The sequence below is a fragment of the Streptomyces sp. NBC_00631 genome (assembly GCF_045206895.1).
Lineage (GTDB): Bacteria > Actinomycetota > Actinomycetes > Streptomycetales > Streptomycetaceae > Streptomyces.
On the sequence record NZ_CP107734.1, the window covers coordinates 5,874,570 to 5,894,697 of the forward strand.

Genomic DNA, 20,128 nt, shown 5'->3' on the forward strand with positions numbered 1-20,128 from the left:
ACTCCCTCAGCCCCAGACGGACGACGTCGCTCTCCTTCTGACCCGGACCAGGACCTTTGGCACCAGCCAGGTCGCCACCTGGGAACTGCCCGCCGAACCCTCCGTCGTGGCCCTGGCCCGTGAACTCGCCTGCAGCGAGGGCCGGGAGCGGCCATCAGGCGTTCGCCACCGCCGACGTCAGCCGTGCCGCACTCCGCAGCGAACGGGAAGCGGTCAAGGCGAAAGAGAATTCTGTGGCTCTTCGCGGCAACCTTTTCGGCCTCTCGGACCACTCAGCGTTGTCCGGCCAGGTGGTCCGGTCAGATGCAACGGCTGAAAGAGAGCACAGGCATGTCCCTGGAACGAGAGCACAGACATGTCCCCGGCCCACCCACGTCATCAGTGGCGTCCCGCGTCGGCGGCCACCGTGCCGACGGCGGCGCGCGCGGTGGCCGCCCGAAGCATCGTGGCCGGCGGTTGCTCGCGCGTCGGGGCCTCTGGGCGGGTCTCACCATGGTGGTCGTGGCCGGCTCGGCTGTCGCGGTCAGCCAGGCTTCGGCGCAGCAAAAGACCCTGGATCTGAAGAAGTGGTACGTGCTGGTCAACCGCAACAGCGGCAAGGTGCTGGACGACCGCGCCTCCGCCAAGAACGACGGCGCGGCGGTGGTGCAGTGGAGCCGTCACGGCGGCCCCAACCAGCAGTGGCGGTTCATCGACGCCGGTGACGGGTACTACCGGCTGCAGAACCGGAACTCCGGCAAGGTCCTGGACGACCTCGGCTGGTCGAAGACCGCCGGCTCCGCCATCGTGCAGTGGAAAGACCTGAACGGCACCAACCAGCAGTTCAAACTGGCCAAGTCGGCGGACGGCTACGTGCGTTTGGTCAATCGCTTCAGTGGGATGGCCGTCGATGTCCACAACGCCGCCAAAGCCAACGGGAGCGGTGTCGTCCAGAACCGCGACCGGGGCGGCGCCGATCAGCAGTGGCAGCTCGTCCCGGCCGGGAGCGTCGGCGGCTCCGGTACACCCACCGCGCCGAGCAGCAGCGTTCCCACCAGCCAGGCTCCGAGCGGCTCGCACCCGTCGTCCACGCCGTCGTCCACCCCGTCTCCCGTGGCCGGTGGCGGCAGCTCGACGACACGTTTCATGGGCAGCGGCACGGTGCTCATCGGCGGCTCGATGTCCGACGCCTCTGCGGCCGCCGCGCCGTTCGACGTGCGGTACGCCTACGTGCACAGCCAGCCCGCGCCCTCTTCGGACTACTACACGGCAGCGAAATGCCAGGACGGGTGGTCGGGTTGGTGGGGCTGCTGGAACGGCAGCACCACGGCGCCCGGCACGTATGTGACCTGGCGGGACGACGTGGTGTCCCAGGCGACGTACAAGGGCAAATCGCGTCCACAGAAGATGCTCTGGACCTGGTACTCGTTGCGCGACCTCGGCGATGCGGCGGGCGAGGGCGACGGTCCGGGCGAGGTCAAGGCCATCAACCGGGTCGACCTGCTCACCCGGTACCTGAACGACTACCGTTTCTTCCTCCAGAAGATCGGCACGTCGCAGGAAGCGATCGACCTCGAGCCCGACTTCTGGGGCTACGTCCGGTCGCTCGGCGATCCGCACCAGGTTCCCGCACAGGTCAAGAGCGCGAATTCGAAGGACTGCGGATCGCAGGAGAACAGCGCCACCGGGCTCGCCCAGTGCCTGATCTCGATGGCGCACAAGTACGCGCCGAACACCGAAGTCGGGATGCACCTCTCCTGCTTCGACTGGGAGACCAACACGCAGGCTTGCGTCAAGTCCTACGAGAGCTTCGGGGCCAAGAACGCCGACTTCCTGGCCACCGACGTGTCGGACCGCGACGCGGGCTGGTACGCACAGCCGGCCCACGGCGGCAGTGACCACTTCTGGAACGACCAGAAGGCCGCCGCCACGCTGAAGTTCTACAAGACGATGGCCGAGTCCGTGGGCAAGCCGGTGGTCCTGTGGCAGATCCCCGTGGGCAACATGGCGCAGAACAACACCCTCAACCACTACAAGGACGACAAGGTGGACTGGTTCTTCGCCCACATGGACCAGGTGGCGAACGCCCATGTCGCCGGGCTGCTGTTCGGTCCGGGGCAGCAGGAGCAGACATCGGTCGAGACCGACGGCGGAAACCTGATCAACAAGACGATCGCGTACCACAACTCGGGCGGTACAGCGCTCAAGTAGGCGAAGGCACGAATGCGCCCCCATCTCCCCGATGGGGGGCGCTTTCGTCGTCTTCGCCGGGCTGCGGACAAGGGATTCCCCAGCCGGCGCACGGCTGGGGTTCCTCGACGAGGCAGTGAGCAGCGGTCAGCGCTGCAGGGTGAGGACGCCCGGCCGCCACGGCAGTCGGTCGTAGGGGCCGGTCCCGGTGGGGGACTTGCCCTGGTAGAGGAACTGCAGGTGGCAGGGGTCGATGGTCATGGTCTGGTCGGGGTCGGTGCGGACCAGGTCACCGTGGCTGATGTCGTTGGTCCAGGTGGCACCGCTGTTGGCCTTGCCCGCGAACGGGCTGCTCTCGGTGGCGGCCTGCGGGGCCCACGGACCGTTCAGGCCGGTGGCGGTGAAAGAGCGGAATTGACTTGCTCCTCGGGCTGAGGCCCGAGGATTCTGGCCTTCTCGACTGGAGGCTGTGCCGCTACGCGGCACGGTTTCCGGTCGGGAATCCGCGGCTTCCTGTTTCTTCGCGCTGTGCCGGGACTGCTCCTGGTCTTACCGGCGCTCCGCAGGCCGATACCACCAGTCCGGCGGCCGTCTTCACGTTGATCGCGGCGTTGTGGTCCCGGTCGTGGACCGCGCCGCAGGCGGCACACGTCCACTCCCGGACATCGAGGGGCTTGGGTCCGTCCTTGACGCCGCAGGTGGAGCAGGTCTGGGAGGTCGGCTCGAACCGGCCGATCTTCACCAGGGTGCGTCCGTACCGCTCCGCCTTGTACTGGAGCATGTTGATGAAGGATGACCATCCGGCGTCGTGGACGGACTTGGCCAGCCTGGTGCGAGCCAGTCCCGCCACCGCCAGGTCCTCCACGGCGATCCCTTGGTTCTCGGAGATCAGCCTGGTGGAGAGCTGGTGGTGGAACTCGTGGCGGGCGTCGGTGACCTTGGCGTGGGCGCGGGCAACCTTCAGGCGGGCCTTGGACCGGTTCTTGGATCCCTTCTGCTTGCGGGACAGTTCCCGCTGGGCCTTCTTCAGTTTCTTCTCCGCGCGGCGCAGGAACCTGGGGGAGCCGATTTTCGTGCCGTCGGACAGGACCGCGAAATGTGCTAGGCCGAGATCGATGCCCATGGTGCGGTCGGTGTCGGGCATCCGGGCCTGGTCGGCGGCGGGATCGGTGTCGATGACGAAGGAGGCGAAGAACCTGCCGGCCGCGTCCTTGACGACGGTGACCGAGGAGGGCGTGGCGGGCAGGGCACGGGACCACTTCACCTTCACCGGACCGATCTTCGGCAGGTTCAGCCGGCCACTGTCGGTGATGTTCCAGCGGGCGTTGGCGGTGAACCGGATCGACTGCCGGGCGCCCTTGCGGGACTTGAAGCGGGGCGGGCCGGTCCTGGGGCCCTTGCGGGTGCCCTTGATGGAGGCGAAGAAGTTGCGGTACGCGGTCTCGGCGTCCCGCAGGGACTGCTGCAGGACGACCGCGGAGACCTCGCTCAGCCAGGACCGCTCCACCGTCTGCTTCGCCTCGGTGATCAGCCTCTTCGACAGCTCTGCGGCCGTGGGGAACGGCTGCCCGGCCGCTCTGGCGTCCTCACGGGTGCGGACCGCGTCGTTGAACACGACACGGGCGCACCCGAACGCCTTCGCCAACGCGGTCTGCTGGCCAGGGTCCGGGTACAGGCGGAAGCTGTGACCAAGTTCCGGCACAAGGTGTTCACCGATGCCCACTTGAGGCGGATGGAGGAGATCATGCGGTCGGTGTGCGCGGACTTCGAGTGCGATCTGGTGGAGTTCAACGGCGAGGACAACCACGTCCACCTGCTGGTGAACTTCCCGCCCAAGGTCGCCGTGACCAAGCTGGTCAACGCCCTCAAGGGTGTCTCCTCGCGCCGTCTGCGCCAGGAGTTCCCCGACCTGGTACGCCACTACTGGCGGGCCAACAAGCTGTGGTCCGGCTCCTACTTCGCCGGAACCGTCGGTGGCGCCCCGCTCTCCGTGGTCAGGCAGTACATCGAACGGCAGAACCGGCCGGTATGAGCGTTCTCCGGCTCCGCCAAAGGAGATGCGGCGACGCTGCGCGTCGCCACCATCAGATCCGCTTCACCCCCGGCGTGCACGCCGGGGCACTTCGAATGAATCCCGGTAGCGGCCGCTGCCGGACGCCGCGGCGGCGAGGACCACGGCGGCGGCGAGCACGCGGCGGGTGGCCGGCCGGCGGCGATGAGAGCGGTTCTGATCTGACAACGGCATGTCCTTCTGGCACAGCGGGCCCTGATCCGGACCCGGTTACCTGCCAGTTGCCGCCACGCACACGAACGTTGCCGCGATCGAGGAAGATTTTCACGGCCGCCGTCACCGTCCCCACCCGGTGCCACGGCGGCCCGCCTGCGTTCACCGGGTCCGGACGAACCCTCCCCGGACCGACGCGGAGCCGCCCGAACCCTGCCCGTCGACGCGGTAGCCGTCGCCCGCGGCACTGCGGACACTGGTGCCGTTGTTGAACTGCGCGGCGAACTCATGGCTCCCGGCCGGCACGGTCAGGCCCGGCTTGAGGACCCAGCGGTAGACCAGCGTGCCGTCGGCCTCCTGGACGGTGACGGTGAAGTCACCACTCGGCAGGGTCTGCCAGGTGCCGGTGTTCTTCACCCCGCCGGTCTGCACGATCCGCATCTCGACCGTGAGCGAGGTGAGCGGCTGGGTCGTCTTGAGGGCGAGGTTGCTCTGCGTCCAGTAGACGGTGCTGCCCGGGTCCACCGAGCCGGCCGCCCACAGCGGCCCGTGCTGGCTCTCGCCGGCGGCCGGCGATGGACTGGGGGCCGGCGGAGTCGGGCGCGCGCTGCTCGGGGTGGTGGCCGGGGCCGGCGCGACGGGGGTGGGGCGGGCCGATGTCGGATGGGGGGAGCCGGCGGTCGGGGACGGGGTGGCAGGCGTGGTCACGGTGGGCGACGGCGACGAGGTGGCGACGATGGCGGCGACGGCTAGGCCGCCGGTCGCCAGGATGCCGGTGGCGGCGAGCCCGGCGAGCGCGATCCTGATCCCGGACCTCGCGAACGGCCGTGCGCGGTGACGGACGGCGGGGCCGGCCATGCCGCGTTGCACCCGGGCCAGCATCCTGGCACGGTCGGGCCGGTGAGCCTCGGCGGCCTCGCGCAGCCGACGGTCGATCTCCTCGTTCACCGGTTCCTCCTTCCTGCCACCAGGTCCCCGGCCGCTCGTGCGCCCAGTGTCCTTTCCAGCTCGGCCATTCCCTTCGAGGTCTGGCTCTTCACCGTGCCGACCGAGATGCCCAGCGCCACCGCGGTGTCCTTCTCCGACAGGTCGAATGCGTGCCGCAGCACCACGCAGGCGCGTTTGCGGAACGGCAGCCGCGCGAGCGCCGCGCGGACGTCCAGCACGGCCGCCGTGTCCGGCCCCTCCACCTTCTCGGGGCTGCGGGACCAGAACAGCGTGATCCGACGTCGCTCCCGCACCGCGCTGCGGATCCGTCCGCGCGCCAGGTTGGCCACCACACCGCGGGCGTAGGCGAGCGGGTGGTCGGCCTGCCGCAACCGGTCCCAGCGCTGCCACAGGGCGACCAGGGCATCCGCCGCGAGGTCGTCCGCCGCGTCGGTCTCGCCGGTCAGCAGGTAAGCCAGACGGGCGAGTTCGGCATAGTGGCGTTCGAAGAATTCGTGGAACTCCGCGGACGCGTCATCGAGGACCATCCCTCGGTCGCCCTCTCCTGGCAATGATGTGCGCGTTGGTTGCGCGTTCAACAACGGGGAGCGCAGCCTAACAGTGGCCAGCCCTGGATTCGAACGGCGGTCGTGCTCGGTTGCGGGGCGGTGAAGGCGGACCGGTGGGCTGGTCATGTGGGCTGGTCAATGTTGGGCGAACTGGACGTCGGCCGGCTGCACGGCGGTGCCGTCGACGGTCAGCCGCTCCCTGTAGATGTCGGTGATCCTTACACCGGTTCCGCTCCCGGTGGGACGGCACGCCGGCACGCCGACGACCAGCAGCCCCGAGGGAATGCCCGGGACCGGTCCGCGCCTGCGCCACGGTTGCGGCGCGGCGTGCTTCGTTTCCCTCATGCCCGTCCATCCGGTAGTTCGACTCGGCCTTCCGGCTCCCAGTTGCCGCAGAGGACGAGAAGGTTGCCGCCCCCGACGCGACGCGGTCGTGCGCGTCCCGCAGGGAACCCACACGTACATCGGCGTGATCAGCGGTGAAGGAGCCCTTCGCGTGTCCGGCACCGGCACGCTGGTCCTCACCAAGGACAGCACCTTCACCCTGCCGCACTCCCGGCAGCACCAGAGGGTCCGGATCCCGGGCGGCAACCACCTGTTGACCACCTAGCCCACGGCTTCGAGTGCGCCCCAGGCAAGCGCGTCGAGGAGGGGCAAGGAACGCCGAGGGGCGGCAAAGGCGGTTGACATGGACTGCTCCATGGTGGTTATCTGCCGATGCAGAGTTTGAAACTTCAAGCTACTTCCCGGTTTGGCACGCATGAGACGTTTGGAGCGCACCATGCCCCCTACTGCCCCCACCACCCCCGCCCGCAGGGCCGTCGTCGCCTTCCTCGCCGCCGCCGCGGTCCTGGGCGCGACCGCCGTACCCGCCGTGGCGGCCCCGCACGGCCCGGCCGCCGGGCACGCGGCGCACGGCCAGGGCGGCTACGGCGATGCCGCCCGCCTCGGTTACCAGAAGACCGTCGCCATCACCGTCACCAAGAGGGTGTTCGAGCACGGTGACACCGCGGTCGTCGACCGCTTCGTACGGCCCGACTACATCCAGCACAACCCGACCGCGGCCGACGGGGCGGCGGGCCTCAAGGCCCTGGCCACCTCGATCCACCAGCAGTTCCCCGACGCCCGCTACAACGTCAAGCGGGTCATCTCCCAGGGCGACCTCGTGATGCTCCACTCCAACGTGGTGCTGGTCCCGGGCACCAAGGGCGCGGCCGTCATCGACATCTTCCGCTTCCAGGGCGGGAAGATCGCCGAGCACTGGGACGTGATCCAGAACGTGCCGGACACGACGGCCAGTGGCAACGACATGTTCTCGACGCTGAGTTCACCGCAGGTCTCGCAGCCCCTGGACCACCGGCTCACCCAGGCCAACGAGGCACTGGTCGTCAAGGCCTTCGACGAGCTCATAGTCCACAAGGACCTGACCGCCCTCGACCGCTACTGGGACCCCGGCTACCTCCAGCACAACACGCAGATGCAGAGCGGCGTGCCCGCCGCGAAGGTCGGCCTCGGCGGTTACTTCGCCTCGGCACCGCAGCTGACGGTCACCCCGAAGCGGATCATCGCCGAGGGCGACCTGGTGGCCATCCACAGCGACTACGTCAACTATCCGGGAGACCGGGGCACGGCGATCCTGGACCTGTTCCGGGTGCGGAACGGCAAGATCGTCGAGCACTGGGATGTCATCCAGAACGTCCCGGAGACCTCCGCCAACGGCAACGGCATGTTCTAGAGGCCGAGGCCCCGCCCGTCAGCCCCGTGCCGGTCCGTCGATGCGCGCGGTGGCGAACACCGCCCGGGCGCGGGTGCCGTCGGCCGCCTCCCAGGCGCCGCTGACCTGGCCGGCCGCCGTCTCGGGGCGGGTGCCGGGTGCGGTGGGGTCCAGGACGGGGTGCAAGCGCAGGGCCCTGCCGTCCGCGGCGGTCAGGACGGTGCTCCGCTCGTCGTCGGTGACCTCGACGGGCCACGGCGGGGAGGGGAGAGCGGCGCCCGCGCGGGAACGGGTGACCTCGTGGTCGGGGGTGTCGGTGAGGCTCTGGGTCTGGGCCTGGACGCGGCCCTCGATCAGCGCGAGGAGCTGGGCGTACAGCACCGGGTCGTGACAGCCGCCTAGGCCCAGCGGGGCCCAGCGGGACCCAGGACGCCGGGAAGCAGCTGACCGCAGCGTGCTCGCCGAGATCGGTCGCCGGCTGGACGCCGAACACCCAGTCAGTGGACCCGCCAGACCTGCGCGTCCTGGGCCGCCGCGGTGGACCGGATGGCTGTCGGCGACTTCTCGCAGTGGACGCACGGCATGCGCTCTCAAGGACGCCTGGGCAAGCCGCTCACGCCTGAGCCGAAGTCCGATTACGTCAAGGTGCCTCGCGCGTTCTTCCGCGACCGGGGTGCTCGAAGCACCCGTCAGTCGTCCCCAACTGCCCTGCAGAACAGCGGGTGTTCAAGGTGTTCGCGAGGCGTTCGGCCGCGGCGTTTCCGTGACGCCGTTCCGCGACGCACGTCGCTGACGGCATGCCCGCACCCGGCAACGGTCCGAGCGGTACACAGCCGTCCTCGACCGCTCCACCCGCACCGTCCACGACCTGCCACATACCGGGCACTCCGCTTGCTCACCACGCTGCGTCGCGATGACTCGCTCACGGGTCTGCTGACGCCTCCGCCGCCATCGTCTGCGGCAGCGGACCACCGCACTCCCGGCAATACCGCCGAGCGTCCGAAGCCCGCGACGGTGATCCGGATCAAGGGCAGGAACTTACGCGTTCGCGTCGCGGAGCGTGCGCAGGATGCGCCCGAGGTGGCGGCGGTCCTCGGCTGAGAGTGGTCCGGCGAGGTGGTTGCGCAGGTGGGAGACGTGGGTGGTCAGTGCGCGGTCGAGCGCCTGACCGCCCTTGTCGGTCAGTACGGCGAGTGCGGCTCGTCGGTCGGCAGGATCGGGGTCGCGGCGGATGAGTCCTTCCTTTTCCATGCGGTCGGCGAGCCGGGTGAAGCCGCCCGAGCTGAAGGACACGGCCTCTGCCAGGTCCGTCATGCGGAGCTGGTGGCCGGGGGTGCGGCCCAGTCGCAGCAGCACTTCGAACCAGGTGTGCGGTATATCGAGATCGCGGTTCACCAGGGGCTTGATGCGGCTGTGGGCCTCCACGAAGAGACCGAAGAGTGTCACGTCGTCGTCGTTCAGCAGTTGCTCGTTCACTCCTCAAGGATGACAGAAGGACATGAGCGGAAGAATCTGCCGTTGCAATATCTGTTGCAGCAGATATATTGTCTGCGTCGGCAGATACTTCGCCGTGTCCACCCCACAGATGTGGAGTCCCCCCATGGGAAAGCGCGTCCTGGCCGCCTTCGGCGTCGTAGCTCCCATGGACGGCGTCCTCGCGTCCGGCCTGTCTGCGGCGCGCCCACTTCGGCCGACGCCGCCACCTCCTCCACCGCCGAGCGGACCGGCTCAAACGAGGAGGCCCGGTTGCGGGCGCTGTACCGGCAGGCCGTGGCCGAAGGCGGCCGGCACGTCGTCTTCACCGGTGGTGACAGGTCCGGGCAGGACGACTACCTCAAGAACGCGTTCGAGAAGAAGCCGCGCTGCCCTCGACCGTTACAAGGCCCGCCTCAGCCTCTGCATCGGCGATGTACACGGCGCCAACTCGTCCGACCCCACGTCCTCAGCCTCCACCCGATCGACCAGCAGGGCACCCAAGGCTGAACCCCCGCTCGACACGGGCTGCCCGCCTCGACCCGGTTCACGCCGTACACCTCGCCGCGAGGCGATTTCCCCGACCATCACCCTTCACCCGAGGAAGCACGCATGAGCACTCTCTCCTTCAAAGTCCTCGACCTCGACTTCCCGGCCGGCAGCAAGAACAAGACGGCCACCCTCGTCACAGGCGAGAGCGAGGCCCTGCTGGTGGACGCCGCCTTCACCCGCGCCGACGGCCACCGCCTGGTCGCCGAGATTCTCGACTCCGGCAAGACGCTGACCACCGTCTTCGTCTCCCACGGCGACCCCGACTTCTACTTCGGCGCCGAGGTGATCGCCGACGCCTTCCCCGAGGCGAGGTTCGTCGCCACCCCGATCGTCATCGAGCACATCGCCCACTCCTACGAGGGCAAGCTCAAGGCCTGGGCGGCGCTCGGCCCGAACCTCCCCACCCGCCTGGTCGACCTGGAGCCGCTGACCGGCGACCTCACCCTGGAGGGCCACCGCTTCGAGCTCAAGGGAGGCCCGGCCGGCCTGCCCGACCGCCACTACCTCTGGCAGGCCGAGCACCGCGCCCTGCTCGGCGGCGTCCTCCTCTTCCAGCAGGAGCACGTCTGGGTCGCCGACACCCCCACCCCCGGCGACCGCGCCGCCTGGATCGACCTCCTCGACGAGATGGCCGCCCTCGACCCGCAGTTGGTCGTCCCCGGCCACCGCCTCCCCGGCACCGCGGCGGACGTCTCCGCCATCACCGCCACCCGCGACTACCTGATCGCCTTCGAGGAGGAGCTGGGCAAGGCCGCCGACGGCGCCGCGCTGAACGACGCCCTCGTCAAGCGCTTCCCGGACAACGGCATGCTGATCGCCGCCCAGATCGGCTCGAAGGTCGCCAAGGGCGAGATGAAGTGGGGCTGACCATGAGCGAGTTCGCCTCGTCGACGGCTCCCGCCGACGTCGTCCGCCGCCAGTACCTGGCCTCGGCCGCCGGCGACCTGGACGCCCTGCGCGCCACCCTCGCCCCGGACGTGGAGTGGACGGAGATGGCGGGCTTGCCGCTGGCCGGGACCTATCGCACGCCCGAGGGCGTCACCTCGAACGTCATGGAGCAGCTCGGCAAGGAGTGGGACGGCTGGACCGCCCACGACGACACCTACGTCGTCGACGGCGAGAACGTCGTCGTCCTCGCCCGCTACACCGCGACCAACAAGGCCACGGGCAAGCCGATCGACGTTCGGGTCGCGCACCACTTCGTCGTCCGGGGCGGACTCATCGTCCGCTTCGAACAGTTCGTCGACACGGCGCTCGTCCGCGAGGCCATGAACGACTGAGTCGTACCGCACCCACCGTGAGGCAGGAGACAGACATGTCCGCTGCGGACAACAAGGCACTCGTGACCGCCTTCTACGAGCAGGCATTCAACGACTACGAGCCCGAGGCGGCCGCCACCGCACACCTCGGCGAGAGCTACACCCAGCACAACCCCGAGGCGCAGGACGGCCCGGGTGCCTTCGTCGGCTATGTGCACTGGCTGCGCGGGCAGTTCCCCGACCTGCGCCTGGACATCAAGCGCGTGATCGCCGAAGGGGACTTGGTGGTCACCCACAGCAACCTGCACCTCAAGCCCGGCGACCGGGGCATGGCCGTCGCGGACTTCTGGCGCGTCGCCGACGGAAAGATCGTCGAGCACTGGGACGTGATCCAGGAGGTGCCCGAGAAGAGCGCCAACGACAACACCATGTTCTGACCCCACAGCAGCAGCACGGCATCCGTGCCGTACCCGGGCGCCGTGCTGCTCCGCTGCCGTGGTCCAGCCGCACCACACAGACAACCGAACAGAACAGACAGAGAGGCTCCCCCCACCATGACCAGCCTTCCCAGCCGACGCCGCCTGCTTGCCACCGGAGCGGGCGCCGCTCTCGGTCTCGGTGTCGCCGCTGCCTCCGTCACCCCCGCTCAGGCCGCCACCGGCCAAGCCTCCGCGGGGCGCGTGGCGACGGGCGGCGCCGAGGAGAAGCGGACTCTTGACGAGCTCTACCAGGCAGCCCTCGCGGAGGGCGGCAAGCTCGTGCTCTACGCCGGTGGTGACATCTCCAGCCAGGCGGACGGAATCCGCAACGGCTTCAAGAGCCGGTTCCCGGACATCGACCTGACGGTGGTCGTCGACTACAGCAAGTACCACGACGTCCGCGTCGACAACCAGTTCGCGACCGACACCCTGATACCCGACGTCGTACAGCTCCAGACCGTGCAGGACTTCGTGCGCTGGAAGGAGCAGGGCCGCCTGCTCGCCTACAAGCCGGCCGGCTTCTCCAAGCTCTACGCTCCCTTCAAGGACCCGCACGGCGCATGGGTCGCCGTCCAGGTCAGTGCCTTCAGCTACATGTACGGTCCCGCCGCGGTCGGCTCCGACATCCCCAGCGGTCCCCTCGACCTGGCCGACGCCCGCTGGAAGGGGAAGATCGCCTCCTCCTACCCGCACGACGACGACGCGGTCCTCTACCTCTACACCCTCTACGTGGAGAAGTACGGCTGGGACTGGCTGGCTCGACTGGCCACCCAGGACCTTCAGTTCGCCCGCGGCAGCTACACCCCGAGCGCGGCCGTCACCAGCGGCCAGAAGGCCATCGGCATCGGCGGCTCCGGCGCGCCGCTGTCCACCGGGCCGGTCAAGTGGGTGCTGCCCGAGGAGGCGCCGTTCATGTCCTGGGGACAGCGGGCCGCGATCCTCAAGCAGGCCAAGAACCCCACCGCCGCCAAGCTGTACCTGAACTGGCGGCTCTCCGTCGAGCAGCAGAAGGCCGCCACCAACGGCTGGTCGGTCCGCACCGATGTCACCCCGCCGAGCGGGCTGAAGCCCGTCTGGGAGTACCCCAACGGCAACCTCGACGGCTTCCCCAAGTTCATGGCCGACCGCGCGGCCATCGAGCGCTGGAAGCAGACCTTCGCCCTGTACTTCGGCGAGGTCAAGGGAGACCCGTCACCGGGCTGGCTCGGACTGCACCCCGGAGCCTGACCGCCGACCGGTGCCGCCCGGCCCCGCACTCCCCGCGCGATGGGCCGGCGGCCCGGCAACTCCTGGCCGCCTTACAGGCGACGGACAGACTCAGCGACTCCGGCCCTGCCGACGCTCCTCCCCAGTACTCCGGTGCGGTTTCATGATCTGTCTGGCGAGTTCGTCGGCGGATCGTCGTTGGTAGTGGCAGCGCCGGGCTGTGGCCTGGTGTTGTCTGCGCCGGTTGGACCAGTGCAGCAGCCTCACTGGGACAGGTGTGTTGGTGCAGCTGGGGTGGAGTGGCCGGTGGGCCGGTCCTGGTCGGCGCCGGCGGCAAGACGGCCAGGAAGGCCGGGGCGAGCATGGCGAGTGTGATGTGCGGTGCCATGAGGTCCGGTGTCTGACCGGGTTGAGCTGTCCCAGCCGCACGGCGGCTGGGACAGCTTCTTTCGTGGACTTTCACTGTGGGTCCGGGGCGACGCACTACGACGCCGCTGCGGATACTCGGGGCCGCAGGCTGTTGTGCCTGCGGCCCCGCTCGGGTGTCGGGGTCAGGACGGGTCGCCGTACTGCAGACCGCGTCCGTTGGTGCCGATGTAGACGCGCCCGAAGGTGTCGGGGTCGCCGGTGATGACGCCGACGCTTCCGATGGCGCCCCACTGGTGGGCGTCGTCGTTGATGCGGAGCCAGGTGGCGCCCTTGTCGGTGGAGCGGAAGACTCCGGTGACGTCCTTGACGGTGCCGATCAGGTACAGGGCCTGGTAGTTGGCGCCCGGTGCGGCCTTGCCGAAGCCGAGGGCGGAGGCGGACTTCACCGTGGCGAGTGTGGTGAAGGTGCGGCCGCCGTCGGTGGAGTGCAGCATCCCCCTGTCACCGCCGGCGATCCACAGGTCCCCGGCGATGCCGGGGACGGCCTTGAGCCGGCCGGAGGGCAGGTTGCCGGCCCGGGCGGTGAAGGTCGCGCCGCCGTCGGTGCTGGCGTAGAGGGTGCCGCCGGACAGGGAGTAGAAGGTGTTGCCCGAGGAGCGGTCGGCGACGACCTCGGCGTCGGTGCCCAGGCCGCTGACCCTCGACCAGCTCGAACCCTTGTCGGTCGAGCGGTACGGGACCTGACCGTCCTCGGTCCAGACGATGGTGGAGCCGTCCGCCGCAAGCGCGACATGGCCCATCTGGGAGCTGCTGACCGGCTCCGCCTTGAAGCCGTTCCAGGTGCTGCCGCCGTCGGTGGAGTAGGCGCCGTCCTGTTCGCCGCCACGGCCGACGCGGACCATCATCGAGGGGTTGGACTGGGCGAAGTCGATGTCGGTGCTGCTGCTCATCAGCGGGTTCTTCAGCCTCCCGGCGGGTACCTCGGTCAGGGAGCCGCCGTACCGGAAACCGCCTTGGTCGCCCATGGAGGTGATGAGGGTGGCGCCGCCGGGCGGGGCGATCGCGTCCGCCAGCGAGGTCTCCTCCAGCCCGCGGGCCCCGGAGACCCAATGACTGGTGCCACCGCTGTCGGAGGCATTGGCGTCCTTGCTGCTCCAGATGCCGTTGCCGGTGCCGTACAGCGCGTGCCCGGAGTCGAAGGGGTCGATGGCCAGCGCGGTCATCCAGTGCCCGGTGTGGTCGCCGACGTACGGCGCGCCGGAGGCGTCCCGCGCCGACTTGTCCGCCAGCGCCTTCCAGGTCGTACCGCCGTCGGTGGTGCGGTAGATCTCGTCCTCGGGCCACCAGCGGTCGAGGGTGGTGACCATCACCGTGGACGGCTTCTGCGGGTCGACGGCCAGACCGGAGAACCCGTAGCCGCCCTGCGAGGGGGAGATGTTCCTCCACGCGCCACTGGTCGGGGTGTACTTCCACACCGAGCCCGCCGTCGCGTCCATGGGGCCGATGCTGTTGCTGTAGGACAGGTACAGCGACCCGTCAGCGGTGACCACACCGTGCTGCGGCATCTGGCCGGTGGGCTGCCCGGCAACAGCCTGCCAGCTGCTGCCGCCGTCGGTGGAGCGGTACAGGGGTGTGGACGTGTCGTTGACGCCGACGTAGACCGTTTTGCTGCCGGCCGGGCCGTACGTCACGAAGGAGATGCCCGCGCCACTGCCCGCCCCGTCCTTGACGGGGAACGAGGAGACCTGACTCCATGTCACGCCGTAGTCGGTGCTGCGCCACAGGCCGTTCTTGCGGGTGCCCAGCAGCAGGGTGGAGTGGTCGGCGGGGTCGATCGCGAGCCGCTCGCCCGCCCCCCGGCCGGATTCGTTGCCGCCCAGCTTGAACGGCAGGTCGGTCCGCTGGAAGGTACGGCCCCGGTCGGTGGAGCGCAGGATCGCGCCGTTGCCCGCCCAGTCGTTGGTGTAGGTGCCCGTCGCGAGGTAGAGCCGGCCCGGGTCGACGGGATCGGTGGCCAGCGAGTCGATGCCCAGCAGGTTCCAGTCCTTCTCGCCGAGCCAGTCGGTCAGCGGGATCCACTGCTCGGCCCCGGTGTCCCAGCGGTAGGCGCCGCCCATGTCGGTGCGGGCGTACAGCAGACCCTTCTCCTTCTGGTTGAACACCAGCCCGGTGACGTAACCGCCGCCCACCACCTGGGCGTTCTTCCACACATACGGTCCGGACGCGGCCGTGGTCTGCGCGCTGCCGGTCCCGGACGCCTGGCTCTCGGCCATCTTCACCAGCTTCCACTGCTGGTTGGTGCCGCCGTGGCCCGGATACTGGATGATTGGCGCGCCCTCGGCCGTGGAGCCTCCGGAGACGTCCAGGACCTGGCCGCTCCTGCGGGAGGTGAGGGTGACGGCGTCGGAACCGCTCACATCGTCGATCCGCCACTCCTGGGAGGTGGCGGAGCTGTCGGTCTGCTGCTCGGCGGCGGCCGCCTGGGCGGTCGATGCGCCGGCTACGCCCAGCACCTTGCCGCTGTTGCGGTTCACCAGCTCGTAGTAGCCGTCCCCGGCGGGCTTCAGCTTCCACTGCTGGTTGGCGGTGTGCTGGTCGGTCCACTGCTGGATCCGGGTGCCGTCGGCGGTGGAGAAGCCGTTGACGTCCAGCACCTTGCCGCTGCGCACGGAAACCAACTCGTAGTAGGCACTGCCGTCGACCGTCGCGGCCTGCGAGTCCTCCTGCACGAACAGGAGGTACGGCACGACGGCGAGGGGCGCGCCGAGCAGCACAGCGGTGACAGTCCAGCGACGGCGGTGACGCCCGCGGCGCCCGCCGTGCGTGGGGTTGTTCATGGGGAGGTGCTCTCCTTGCATACCGATCACGGAGGAAAAGCGGATCGCGGCCACCGGGACTGGCCGGATCCGACTCCTTGTGGTCACAGGCACCGCAAAGGTTGCCGCGAGCCGGAAACCTTTCACTGTCTGACGCTGTCGGGGATGCTTCGGCGGGACAGGGCATGTGCTGGCGGAGGTTCCGAAACGTCCGGCGGACCCGGGCCGGGAGAGCCGGCCGGGGACGGCCGGCTCTCCCACGGGTGGTGCAGGTCCTTGGCCAGGGGAGGGCGGGCGAGTCGGAGCTGTGTGCGGGCGGCGGTGATCAGCCAGGCCCACCGGTCGACCGTTTCCGGCCATCGCAGCAGGGAGAACAAGTGTCGGCTGCACCGCCGACGCGCGACAGCTTCCTCGACTGGCATGCCTCTTGGCCGGGTGCCTTAGACGTCATTTCAGTTGGTGAGCCGACGGTGGCTTATGAGGGTCGCGGCGATGGCGGTGAAGGCCAGGAAGTGTTCGGGCTTGCCTTCGTAGCGGCGGTGGAGGCGTCGGCAGCCGGACAGCCAGGACACGGTCCGTTCCACGGCCCAGCGGTGCCGGCCCAGGTGCCGGGATGACTCGATGCCCTTGCGGGCGAGGCGGTGCCGGATGCCGCGGGAGGATAGCCAACGCCGCAGGTGCTGGTAGTCGTAGCCCTTGTCCCCGTGCGGCTTGCCGGGCCTGCGGCGTCGGGGGCCGCGGCGTGAACGGATGGGCGGGATGCCGCGGACCAGCGGGATCAGGGCCTGGCTGTCGTGGAGGTTCGCCGCGGAGATGCCGATCGACAGGGGCAGACCACGGCGGTCCACGATGAGGTGGATTTTCGATCCCTTCTTGCCGCGGTCGGTCGGATTCGGTCCTGTCAGCTGCCCCCTTTGAGGGCCCGGACGCTGACGAGGTCGATGGCGCACCGCGACCAGTCCAGCTCCCCGCGGGAACCGAGTTCGTCCAGGACCAGGCGGTGGAGCTTGGCCCACACCCGGGCCTGGCTCCATTCGGTGAACCGGCGGAAGGCGGTCACGCCCGACAGCCCGAAGCCCGGCGGTAGTTGGTTCCAGGTGCAGCCCGAGGTGGCCACGAAGATGATCGCGGCCAGCACCTCACGGTCCCCTCGCCGACGATGCCCTCTGCCCTGCGGGCGTTCCGGAGCCGGCGGGACCACCCGCTGGAACAGCTCCCACAGGTCTTCCGGCGCCAACCGTTCGACAAGCGCGGCAGTCATCACCCCAGACTGCCGCAAGATCACACCAACTGAAATGACGTCTATATGGCGCATCGCCAGAACGCGGGCTATCGAACGAGAAATTCTCCTCACTCTCCGCCGTGACCAGGATGTGCACGATGCGCCGAATGGGGAACGGCCGTCACTAAACCGGACCGGATCGACTGGTGTCAAACAGTGACTGCTTATCGAGCCGATATCCGTAAGGGATCACAGTGTCGGTCAATCAGCTCCGCTGATTCCTTGTGCGCCGACTGTGAATCACAGTGCCGGGGGTACGCGCGGACCCGTCTTTGCAGCATCTGACGCACAGACGGCCTGGCCGTAGGGCGCCGCTCCATCTGGTTGCGGAATCGTGCGGACTTCCCGCGAGGTCACATCGCAGCCTCTGCCCGCGGCGGCACAATCACCAGAGCGCCTACCGCTCCATTCCGGAAACCTAAGCTTGCATGCTGCGCACCTCCGCAGGATGCACCCATCGGAATATGCCTGACCCGGACGCGACGGCCGTACGGTCGATTATCGGCCATCGAACGTCATCCTGTGAACTTGTTATCGATGGCCTGAGAATTGCATATGTCCAATGCATTCCGCTTGCTCAAAATCGCCGACCGATACTACCGTCCAGGAAAGCGTTACGACCGACCAGTCCATTCACTCGGTCCGAGTTACCCGGAGAGAAGTGGTCCGGAAGTCGAGGCCCCTGCGCCCCGTTCACTCCGACCGGTGATCCCACTACCTGGAGGATGCCTTGACCTCGGAGAAAACACAGCGCCCCCGCGGGGGACCGGTGAGCCGGCGCGGATTCCTCGGCGGCACGCTGGCCGCCGCCGCGGGGGTGGGCGCCCTGGCCGGCGGCGCGAACCCGGCCTTCGCCGCCACCTCCGCGTCGTCGTCCACCACGTCGAGCAAGGCCGGACCGCTGCCCGGGCCCGTACGGGTCGACACCGGTCTGCTCGCCGGGACCGCCGCCAAGCTCTCCGGTGTCACCGCCTACCTGGGCATCCCCTACGCGGCCTCCACCGCCGGAGAGAACCGCTGGCGGCCGCCGCAGCCCGCCGCGTCCTGGTCGGGCGTGCGCAAGGCCGACGCCTTCGGTGACATCCCCCCGCAGCCGTCGATGGGACCCGGAGGTTCCTCGACCACCCCGGCGCAGAGCGAGGACTGCCTCAACCTCAACGTGTGGACCGCGGCGACCTCCTCGCACGAGCGCCGCCCGGTCCTCGTCTGGATCTACGGCGGCCGTTTCTCCATGGGCTCCGGAGCGGACCCCACCTTCGACGGAGCGGGCCTGGCCGCCAAGGGCCTGGTCGTGGTCACCCTCAACTACCGCGAGGGTGCCCTCGGTTTCCTGTCCACCCCCGAACTGACCGCTGAGGACCCGCACGGCTCCTCCGGGAACTACGGGCTGCTGGACCAGATCGCGGCGCTGAAGTGGGTGCGGCGCAACATCCACGCCTTCGGCGGCAACCCGGACCAGGTGACCATCGCCGGACAGTCCGCCGGCTCCGCCTCCGTCCTGGAGCTGGTGTACTCCCCGCTGGGCAGGGGACTGTTCCACGGAGCCATCGCGGAGAGCGGGGCACGCTACCCGCGCGACCCCGAGACCGCCGGACTGGCCACCTCCTACCGCCCGACCCTCTCCGGGGCCGAGACGCAGGGCACCGCCTACCTCACGGCGCTCGGCGTCAGCACCGTCGCCGAGGCCCGCGCCCTGGACTACACGAAGGTGATAGCGGGCGAGAACGCCAACGACACCACGGTGTCCGCGCCGATGAACGGCAACCCCCCGCTGTTCCGCCCGGTGCTGGACGGCTATGTGCAGCCCCGCAGCTACCAGGAGGCGCTCGCCCTCGGCCGCCACAACGACGTCCCGATCATCACCGGCAACAACAAGGACGAGAGCGGCGCCACCCCCACCGCGGACACCACACTGGCCGCATACGAGGCGATGGCCAAGACCAAGTACGGCTCACTGGAGTCGCAGTTCCTCGCGCTCTACCCGGCGAGCAGCGACACCGAGGCATGGGAGCAGACCAACGCCTCCGCCCGGGACAGCTCCCGGATCTCCACCACACTGTGGGCCACGGAGTGGCAGAGCAAGGCCAAGAGCCCGGTCTTCACCTACTTCTGGACGCATGCCCCGCCCGGACAGGACCGGGGCGCCTTCCACGGCTCGGAGATCCAGTACGTCTTCGACAACCTCTACTCCAGCGGCAGCGGGTGGACCGACACCGACCAGGAGATCGCCGACACCCTCTCCGCCTACGTGGTCAACTTCGCCACCCACGGCGACCCCAACGGCAAAGGCCTGACCCACTGGGCGCCCGCCCGTCCGCGCACCTACACAACCATGGAACTCGGCGACGGCTGGGGCCCCATCGCCGACGCCACCGGGGACCGGTTGGACTTCTACGTCAGGGACTACTTCCCCAGCCAACCAGCGTGGTGATCCCCGTCGCGGGTACGGCCTTCCCACCAGCGGCCGTACCCGCGACAGCACTCGTCCTGTAGGGCTGGTTCCCTGGCGGACATGTGCGGTGGAGCCGGGTCCTCGTGTGATCGTGACGGGCCAGACGTTCTCCGATCCCCACGTCCTGTCACTCGACCGGATACCTGAGGCCGGGCGGGCAGGGAACGCTCTGCTCGCCCCCGTCGACACGGCTGTGACACGAGCCGTGAGCAACGCCGTACGGGCGGTGGAGCTCCGACGGCACCGGCTTCCGGCCGCGGCACCCGCCTCGTGGACACCCAACGGGACGTACCCACGCCGCGCGGATGGTGGCTCGGTGCCGATGACGCCTCCACGACGGACGGCATTTTCGACGTCCCCCGGATCGACCGCCCGGGCAGCGGACCGGCCGATCGGCATACTCGTGAAATACGTCGTGCGGTGGTTCTTTGATGAACGACTCGGTGAAAGCAAGCGGCGAACGCCGGAGCCACCGCGGACCTCGCAACCGCCGACCGCAACAAGCGAGGGCGCGATGCCACTTTTCTGAATTACAGGCGGCCGGCGACCGAGCTCCGCATCTCATGGGGGTCCGGTTCGCGAGGATAACCGTCCAGGGCAGCGAACACATCAGCACCGACGTCCCAGCACTGTCACC

At 69.1% G+C, this 20,128-nt stretch carries 17 protein-coding genes; 8 read left to right on the plus strand and 9 right to left on the minus strand.

Annotated elements, in window-relative coordinates; translation table 11 throughout:
- The first annotated feature begins 492 nt into the window (after positions 1 to 492).
- Positions 493 to 2,190 carry an RICIN domain-containing protein gene (locus tag OHB00_RS26975; RefSeq protein ID WP_406445996.1) on the plus strand — a complete coding sequence of 566 codons (1,698 nt, stop codon included), beginning with the start codon at positions 493 to 495 and terminating at the stop codon, positions 2,188 to 2,190.
- Positions 2,191 to 2,316: 126 nt separating this feature from the next.
- Here the strand turns inward: OHB00_RS26975 and OHB00_RS26980 are convergent, their stop codons facing one another.
- Both OHB00_RS26980 and OHB00_RS26985 read right to left on the minus strand, forming a co-directional pair.
- Positions 2,317 to 2,655: a non-reducing end alpha-L-arabinofuranosidase family hydrolase gene (locus OHB00_RS26980; protein ID WP_406438310.1), complete on the minus strand. Its 339-nt coding sequence runs from the start codon at positions 2,653 to 2,655 to the stop codon at positions 2,317 to 2,319.
- Positions 2,645 to 3,871, minus strand: a complete 1,227-nt coding sequence (locus OHB00_RS26985; RefSeq protein ID WP_406438312.1) for an RNA-guided endonuclease InsQ/TnpB family protein — start codon at positions 3,869 to 3,871, stop codon at positions 2,645 to 2,647. Before OHB00_RS26985 ends, OHB00_RS26980 begins: the two co-directional genes overlap by 11 nt.
- Between OHB00_RS26985 and tnpA the strand changes: the two genes are divergently transcribed.
- The gene (gene tnpA, locus OHB00_RS26990) at positions 3,821 to 4,201 is read left to right on the plus strand and encodes an IS200/IS605 family transposase (protein WP_406445997.1); all 381 of its coding nucleotides are present in this window, start codon (positions 3,821 to 3,823) and stop codon (positions 4,199 to 4,201) included. The two genes, OHB00_RS26985 and tnpA, sit on opposite strands and share 51 nt — an antisense overlap.
- A 354-nt stretch (positions 4,202 to 4,555) precedes the next feature.
- Here the strand turns inward: tnpA and OHB00_RS26995 are convergent, their stop codons facing one another.
- The 3 genes from OHB00_RS26995 to OHB00_RS27005 form a co-directional block, all read right to left on the minus strand.
- Positions 4,556 to 5,341, minus strand: a complete 786-nt coding sequence (locus tag OHB00_RS26995; protein ID WP_406438314.1) for a hypothetical protein — start codon at positions 5,339 to 5,341, stop codon at positions 4,556 to 4,558.
- Positions 5,338 to 5,868, minus strand: coding sequence for a SigE family RNA polymerase sigma factor (locus OHB00_RS27000; RefSeq protein WP_406438316.1), 531 nt, complete (start codon positions 5,866 to 5,868; stop codon positions 5,338 to 5,340). The genes OHB00_RS26995 and OHB00_RS27000 overlap by 4 nt, the downstream gene beginning before the upstream one ends.
- A gap of 156 nt (positions 5,869 to 6,024) precedes the next feature.
- Positions 6,025 to 6,234 carry a hypothetical protein gene (locus OHB00_RS27005; protein ID WP_406438318.1) on the minus strand — a complete coding sequence of 70 codons (210 nt, stop codon included), beginning with the start codon at positions 6,232 to 6,234 and terminating at the stop codon, positions 6,025 to 6,027.
- 436 nt (positions 6,235 to 6,670) lie between these two features.
- On the opposite strand from OHB00_RS27005, the gene OHB00_RS27010 reads away from it, so the two are divergent.
- Positions 6,671 to 7,624 carry an ester cyclase gene (locus OHB00_RS27010; protein ID WP_406438320.1) on the plus strand — a complete coding sequence of 318 codons (954 nt, stop codon included), beginning with the start codon at positions 6,671 to 6,673 and terminating at the stop codon, positions 7,622 to 7,624.
- An 18-nt stretch (positions 7,625 to 7,642) separates the two neighbouring features.
- On the opposite strand, the gene OHB00_RS27015 is transcribed toward OHB00_RS27010, so the two are convergent.
- Both OHB00_RS27015 and OHB00_RS27020 read right to left on the minus strand, forming a co-directional pair.
- Complete coding sequence (locus OHB00_RS27015; protein WP_406438322.1) at positions 7,643 to 7,984, minus strand: hypothetical protein; 342 nt, start codon at positions 7,982 to 7,984, stop codon at positions 7,643 to 7,645.
- A gap of 657 nt (positions 7,985 to 8,641) precedes the next feature.
- The gene (locus OHB00_RS27020; protein WP_406438324.1) at positions 8,642 to 9,079 is read right to left on the minus strand and encodes a MarR family winged helix-turn-helix transcriptional regulator; all 438 of its coding nucleotides are present in this window, start codon (positions 9,077 to 9,079) and stop codon (positions 8,642 to 8,644) included.
- Positions 9,080 to 9,688: 609 nt separating this feature from the next.
- Here OHB00_RS27020 and OHB00_RS27025 point away from each other — a divergent pair.
- From OHB00_RS27025 to OHB00_RS27040, 4 genes are all read left to right on the plus strand, one after another.
- Positions 9,689 to 10,495, plus strand: a complete 807-nt coding sequence (locus OHB00_RS27025) for an MBL fold metallo-hydrolase (protein ID WP_406438326.1) — start codon at positions 9,689 to 9,691, stop codon at positions 10,493 to 10,495.
- 2 nt (positions 10,496 to 10,497) lie between these two features.
- Positions 10,498 to 10,908, plus strand: coding sequence for a nuclear transport factor 2 family protein (locus tag OHB00_RS27030; RefSeq protein ID WP_406438328.1), 411 nt, complete (start codon positions 10,498 to 10,500; stop codon positions 10,906 to 10,908).
- Between the two features lie 35 nt (positions 10,909 to 10,943).
- Positions 10,944 to 11,324, plus strand: a complete 381-nt coding sequence (locus OHB00_RS27035) for a nuclear transport factor 2 family protein (RefSeq protein WP_406438330.1) — start codon at positions 10,944 to 10,946, stop codon at positions 11,322 to 11,324.
- Between the two features lie 117 nt (positions 11,325 to 11,441).
- Positions 11,442 to 12,593 (plus strand): ABC transporter substrate-binding protein, encoded by a 1,152-nt coding sequence (locus tag OHB00_RS27040; protein WP_406438332.1) that lies wholly within the window; start codon positions 11,442 to 11,444, stop codon positions 12,591 to 12,593.
- Positions 12,594 to 13,123: 530 nt separating this feature from the next.
- Here OHB00_RS27040 and OHB00_RS27045 read toward each other — a convergent pair.
- Entirely contained in the window at positions 13,124 to 15,778 is a 2,655-nt protein-coding gene (locus tag OHB00_RS27045; protein WP_406438334.1) for an RICIN domain-containing protein, read from the minus strand.
- A 431-nt stretch (positions 15,779 to 16,209) separates the two neighbouring features.
- A protein-coding gene (locus tag OHB00_RS27050; RefSeq protein ID WP_406438336.1) for an IS5 family transposase occupies positions 16,210 to 17,018 on the minus strand; the annotation gives its coding sequence in 2 pieces (ribosomal slippage) (positions 16,210 to 16,668 and positions 16,671 to 17,018; 807 coding nt in all).
- A gap of 790 nt (positions 17,019 to 17,808) precedes the next feature.
- Here OHB00_RS27050 and OHB00_RS27055 point away from each other — a divergent pair.
- A complete protein-coding gene (locus OHB00_RS27055) occupies positions 17,809 to 19,470 on the plus strand; it encodes a carboxylesterase/lipase family protein (RefSeq protein WP_406438338.1) in 1,662 nt (553 codons plus the stop codon).
- Positions 19,471 to 20,128: the final 658 nt, after the last annotated feature.